This window comes from Clostridium sp. (assembly GCF_047777555.1).
Classification (GTDB): Bacteria; Bacillota; Clostridia; order Clostridiales; family Clostridiaceae; genus Clostridium_H.
This window is the reverse complement of the sequence record NZ_JBKEEV010000001.1, coordinates 625,001-629,853: the sequence shown is the minus strand read 5'-3', so window position 1 is coordinate 629,853 and position 4,853 is coordinate 625,001. Positions and strand designations below refer to the sequence as shown.

Sequence of the window (4,853 nt, the reverse complement as noted above, 5' to 3'; positions counted from 1 at the left end):
ATATTGCCACTTGCAGTTGCACCTTTAGCAGTGTTTGCAAAAAGGAAATTTTTACGACCTATAACGAAAGGTTTAATAGCTCTTTCCGCTGCATTATTATCTACTTCTAAAGAACCATCTAGTAGTACATTTTTTAATCCTGGTAAATGTTTTTTAGCATAATCAAGTGCTTTACCAAGCGGACTTCTTGGAAGAGCATCTTTTATTTCTCTTTCAACATAATCAATAAAGTTATCTATAATTGGAGCTAATTTTTCAGCTCTTATTTTAAATCTAATATCATAATAATCGTCCTTACTTGAAAAGGATTCTCTAAGCTCTTTTTCAAGTTTGTAAATTTGCTCACAATAATTAAACCCTATTATTGCTCTAGAATTTTTTAGGGCTTCTTCATCTAAGTCTACAATTATATTATGGAAGTATCTTCTTATGTGAGCTAAGCAATACACCCTTGTAGCCTTTGTAACGGAGTTATAACCACTATAACCATCCGTTTGGAGAAAACCTTTGAAATCTCCTAGGAAATTCTTAGGACAAGAGCTGGATCTGGTACTTTGATAATCATATAAAATTACCGGCTTTGAATTAGTATCGCTCATATATAACCACATATATTTTTGAGATTTAGAATCTTTTCCATTGTCATTAATTACTCTTAGAGTAGTTTCATCGGCATGAATATAATTTCTGCTTAGTAATTCTTTTTTCATGTGGTTATATATTGGTTTTAAAGCTTCCGCTGCTGACATAGTCCAGTTACATAGAGTTTGTCTTGAAAGAGTAGCACCCATCATATCAAAATAGCTTTCTTGTCTATAAAGAGGCATAGCATGTTGATATTTAAGTATAAGAGTATGAGCAATTAACTCATTAGAAGCCATACTATTATAAAAAATAGTTTGTGGAGCTTCTGCTGAAATTATATTACTTTCACTGATTTCTTTTTCGCAGGATTTACAAGCGTAGCTGTAAATCACGTGTTCTTCAACTATAAGTTTAGCTGGAATATATTTAATTATCTCTTTTTTTGATTTTACACCTATTTCAACTAATTGCTCTCCGCATTCTTTACAGTTAAGGTCAGCACCTTCTAATTTATGTTCAATAACAACTCTTTCTAAGTTTGCTAGATTATCTTTCTTTCCTGTATATGTATTTTTCTTAGCTCTTTTATATGTAATTTCCTCTAAAGCAGGTTCTTCCACCTTTGAATCACTATATTTTTCGGCCTCGTTAAAAAAAGATAGTTGATTAGCATCTGCCTTTTCACTAGATACTCCAAATATCTTTCTATTTTTATTTGTTATAACAGTTTTTAAGAAATTTAATTCGTTTTTAAGCTTTCTTATTTCCTCATCTTTTGAGTTTAATTCTTTTTTCCATTTTTTCAATTAATAATTTTGTATTTTCATCAAGTTCATTAGTTAAAATTTCGTGATTCATGATTACCTCTTTAGATTTATTTTATATATTTATTATATCACAAAAACCGTTGAAAATAAAGGTTTTTCAACGGTTTTGGAGTGATAAACTTTTAAAAATAATTACTTTGTTTTATAGGTTTAAACTTAGATTTTGTTCTTACTTCGTAGCCCTTTATAAGCCACCGTAATTCTTCTATATTTACTTTCAATTCTTCTTCTGTGGTAGCAGGCCATTTGAAGCGATTCGCTTCTAAACGGTGATAATATAGCCAAAAACCTTCGTCAAAGTGAAGAATTTTTAATTTGTCCATTTGTCTATTACAAAAAACAAATAACGCTTTTTCAAAAGGATTTAGCTTGAATTGATTTTGAACTATCATAACTAACCCATCAATACTTTTCCTTAAATCCGTGTAGCCGCAGGCAAGATAAACTGTTTCTACTTTATCTATATTTAACATTTTGCAGCTAACTCCTTTACTATTGATGATATTAGAATAGCTTCACTAACAGGTATAGTTATTATAGCATTACCTATTGTAATTTTTACTTCATTCAAAGCAAATGTATTTTCTTTGATAGTCTTTTCTTTACTATCTAAAGAGATAGCATGAAAAACAGGTGTGTTATTCTCAACTTCTGATTTCTCTAATCTTTTTTTATGATAATAAAATTGACTTTTAGTAAGTTTATTTTCTATACAAAAATCTTTAACAGTTATTGTCCCCTTACATGCATCAAATTTATTAATATATTCTTCCCAGGTTGCATTATCTAATTTTCTAGACATAATTATATCCTCCCATTAATAATCTTTTTCTTAATTTTATCAATTGGGAGGATATGCTATCTAGGTACTTAATTTTTTACGCTTACTGGCATACTTACAGGAGCGGGCAAAAAAAGGTGGCATACCAGTACTATAAGGAAAATATTAAGCAATGAAAAATACATTGGTGATGCATTGCTCCAAAAAACTTATACGGTAGATTTTCTTACAAAAAAGAGGGTTGTAAATAACGGAATCGTACCTCAGTATTATGTAGAGAATAACCATGAAGCCATTATCCCGCGTGAAATTTTCATGCAGGTACAAGAAGAGTTAGTTCGTAGAAGTAGAGGACATATAAGTACTAGTGGAAAGAAAAGAAACTTTAGTTCAAATCATGTATTTTCGCAAATTATCTTCTGTGGTGAGTGTGGCGAAATATACCGTAGAGTTCATTGGAATAATCGAGGTAAAAAATCGATTGTTTGGAGATGCGTCAGTAGACTTGAGAATACAGGGTTAACTTGTCATTCCCGAACCGTGCTGGAGGATATGATAGGTATTGCTACGGTAGAGGCAATTAATAAACTAATAGGGCAAAAGGATGGCTTTTTAACTATCTTAAAGGAAAATATAGAAACAGTGATAAGTGAAACGGGCAATAATGTTGTTTCCGAGATAGATAAAAAGCTAGAGGAATTACAAAAAGACCTTTTGAGACTGGCCAATTCCAAAGAGGATTATAACGATATAGCCGATGAGATTTACAGGCTCAGAGAGGAAAGACATAAGGCTTTAGCAGAAGAAGCTGGCAAAAAAGGCTCCAAGCAAAGACTAGAAGATATGGAAAAGTTCCTAAATGAACAATCCATCCTCCTTGAGGAGTATGATGAGCAACTAGTAAGGAGACTTATAGAGAAAATAACGGTCTATGATGATAAACTAACTATTGAATTTAAATCTGGTGTAGAAATTGATATAGAAAAATAAAACGAATTTGACCGCCGATTGAGGAGAAATACTTCTTGATGGGCGGTTCTTTTCTATTTATACTTAGGGATAATCTAATAAGTGAACTCGTTTCAGCAAGCTGAAACATCGGGGAATCAGATGGAGAGTCTACTCCACCTGATTAAAACCCACCTACGCTGCGCTTAGAGGTGGCGGTCTTGACCGTAAAGCTAAAAGATAAACACACTTGAACAATTACTCATTATGTTTTTATTGACAAACGGAGAATTGAGGTTTATAATACATATGAAAGCTTATTCAAGTGTTCAATTGAATGATAAGGAGGTGATATAAATATGGCAAAAAAAATTCAACCAATTGAAAGATGCGACTCTGATGTAATACATGAGGAAATTGTAAATAAAGTGCGAGAAAAAATGCCTCAAGAAGAAACTCTATATGATCTAGCAGAACTATTTAAAGTTTTTGGAGATTCAACAAGAATTAAGATACTCTGGGCATTAGATGAATCAGAGATGTGCGTTTGCGATATTGCATTCTTATTAAATATGACCCAATCAGCAATTTCACATCAGCTAAGAGTCTTAAAGCAGGCTGGACTAGTAAAGAGCAGAAGAGAAGGAAAGATTGTATTCTACTCTCTTGAAGATGAACATGTAAAGCAAATATTTGACCAGGGATTAATTCATATTTCAGAAGAAAGTAAGTAAAGGAGGGTCAGTAATGTTAAAGAAGGAAGTAATTTTAGAAGGTTTAGATTGCGCAAATTGTGCAGCTAAAATTGAAGATGAGGTTAATAAATTAAATGAGTCAAAGCCTATATGAACTTCATGAACAAGACATTGACTTTAGAAACTGAATCAGAGCAAGAGTATAAGAATACATTACAGCAAGTTAAAACCATAGTGCACAAGCACGAACCGGATGTGGTAGTGAAAGAAAAATCCGTTAACAAGAGCAATAAAAAAGTATTAATACTTGAAGGACTTGACTGTGCGAATTGTGCTGCAAAGATTGAAGCTCAAACACAAAGCCTTGAAGGAGTAAATAGTGCGACCGTTGATTTTGTATCTAAGAAGCTGACAATTGAAGCGGTCGATAAAAAGGAATTTGGTAAAATTCTTGGAGAAGTAACATCCATTGTAAATAAACTTGAGCCGGATGTTAAAATAGTTGATGCAGAGAAGAAAAAGGTGAACAAAAGCATAGTAATGCTTGAAGGACTTGGCTGCGCGAATTGTGCAGCTAAAATGGAAAAAGAAATAAGCGGTCTAGAAGGAGTTGAATTTGCTGCAGTAGATTTTGTTTCGAAGAAACTAACACTGGAAATAAGTCCGAAAGTCAACCGCTCTGAGTTAAATGAGAAGATTGAAGGCATAGTAAAGAAAATAGAGCCAGATGTAAAGGTCATTTTTGAGGAGAATAACTCCAAGACCAAAATAAACGAAAATAACGAAGAGGAAGAAGAAGGTGTCAACAAAAAAGAAATCATAAGACTTGTGGTCGGTGGAGCAATATTTGCCGTGGGAATCATCTTTAATTTCCAAAATTGGCTTGAGCTTACCTTGTTTATTATTAGTTATATCATAGTTGGTGGAGAGGTTGTCTTAAGAGCAATAAAGGTATTGCCCGCGGTCAGGTATTCAGTGAGCATTTTTTGATGAGTATTGCTACCATTGGTGCTTTCT

General features: G+C 32.8%; 4 protein-coding genes and 2 pseudogenes (1 of these 6 cut by a window edge). 3 read left to right on the top strand and 3 right to left on the bottom strand.

Features of this window, described 5'->3' with window-relative positions; all coding sequences use genetic code 11:
* From tnpC to tnpA, 3 genes are all read right to left on the bottom strand, one after another.
* Positions 1–1,391, bottom strand: a 1,391-nt coding sequence (gene tnpC / locus ACFWTK_RS03140; protein WP_415874658.1) for an IS66 family transposase, incomplete at its 3' end; no start/stop codon positions are given.
* Between the two features lie 143 nt (positions 1,392–1,534).
* Positions 1,535–1,885, bottom strand: a complete 351-nt coding sequence (gene tnpB / locus ACFWTK_RS03135; RefSeq protein WP_415874657.1) for an IS66 family insertion sequence element accessory protein TnpB — start codon at positions 1,883–1,885, stop codon at positions 1,535–1,537.
* Complete coding sequence (tnpA, locus tag ACFWTK_RS03130) at positions 1,879–2,214, bottom strand: IS66 family insertion sequence element accessory protein TnpA (protein ID WP_106024438.1); 336 nt, start codon at positions 2,212–2,214, stop codon at positions 1,879–1,881. The genes tnpB and tnpA overlap by 7 nt, the downstream gene beginning before the upstream one ends.
* An 87-nt stretch (positions 2,215–2,301) precedes the next feature.
* On the opposite strand from tnpA, the pseudogene ACFWTK_RS03125 reads away from it, so the two are divergent.
* The 3 genes and pseudogenes from ACFWTK_RS03125 to ACFWTK_RS03115 form a co-directional block, all read left to right on the top strand.
* A pseudogene (locus ACFWTK_RS03125) lies at positions 2,302–3,183 on the top strand (recombinase family protein); the annotation flags it as partial.
* 317 nt (positions 3,184–3,500) lie between these two features.
* Complete coding sequence (locus tag ACFWTK_RS03120; RefSeq protein WP_003868545.1) at positions 3,501–3,875, top strand: ArsR/SmtB family transcription factor; 375 nt, start codon at positions 3,501–3,503, stop codon at positions 3,873–3,875.
* Positions 3,876–3,995: 120 nt separating this feature from the next.
* Positions 3,996–4,853, top strand: a pseudogene (locus ACFWTK_RS03115) (heavy metal translocating P-type ATPase); it runs 1,631 nt beyond the window's last position.

Coding starts and splice junctions, on each gene's coding strand:
- tnpA (WP_106024438.1), bottom strand. CDS start 2,214: ATGTCTAGAAAATTAGATAATGCAACCTGGGAAGAATATATTAATAAA.
- ACFWTK_RS03120 (WP_003868545.1), top strand. CDS start 3,501: ATGGCAAAAAAAATTCAACCAATTGAAAGATGCGACTCTGATGTAATA.
- tnpB (WP_415874657.1), bottom strand. CDS start 1,885: ATGTTAAATATAGATAAAGTAGAAACAGTTTATCTTGCCTGCGGCTAC.